The 308-nt window shown below is 64.0% G+C and carries 1 protein-coding gene; it reads right to left on the bottom strand.

Annotated elements, in window-relative coordinates:
- On the bottom strand, positions 1-308 hold a 308-nt coding region (locus EN818_RS31705; RefSeq protein WP_281039973.1), incomplete at both ends, for a TrmH family RNA methyltransferase.

Here is a 308-nt window from a genome sequence, read left to right on the forward strand (position 1 = left end):
TCGCGGTGAACGTTCCTGTGTCGGCGAAGGACGCGAAGGGAACCTTCAGCGCCGCGCCGACCGAAACGCGGATCGCCTTGCGGTAAAGCGGGTCGCAGCAGGTGGAATCCAGAAGCACGGCATCCGCGCCAAAGGCCGCGGCGTTGCGGAAGATCGAGCCGATATTGTCGTGATTGGATATGCCGACCAGAACCACGACCAGCGCGCTTGCGGGCAGGGTTTCGAGCAGGGCTTCGGCGGATTGCGGACTGCTCCGAACGCCGATCGCCAATATGCCGCGATGCATATGGAAGCCCGCGATCCGGTCC

The sequence above is a fragment of the Mesorhizobium sp. M3A.F.Ca.ET.175.01.1.1 genome, assembly GCF_004791945.1.
Lineage (GTDB): Bacteria > Pseudomonadota > Alphaproteobacteria > Rhizobiales > Rhizobiaceae > Mesorhizobium.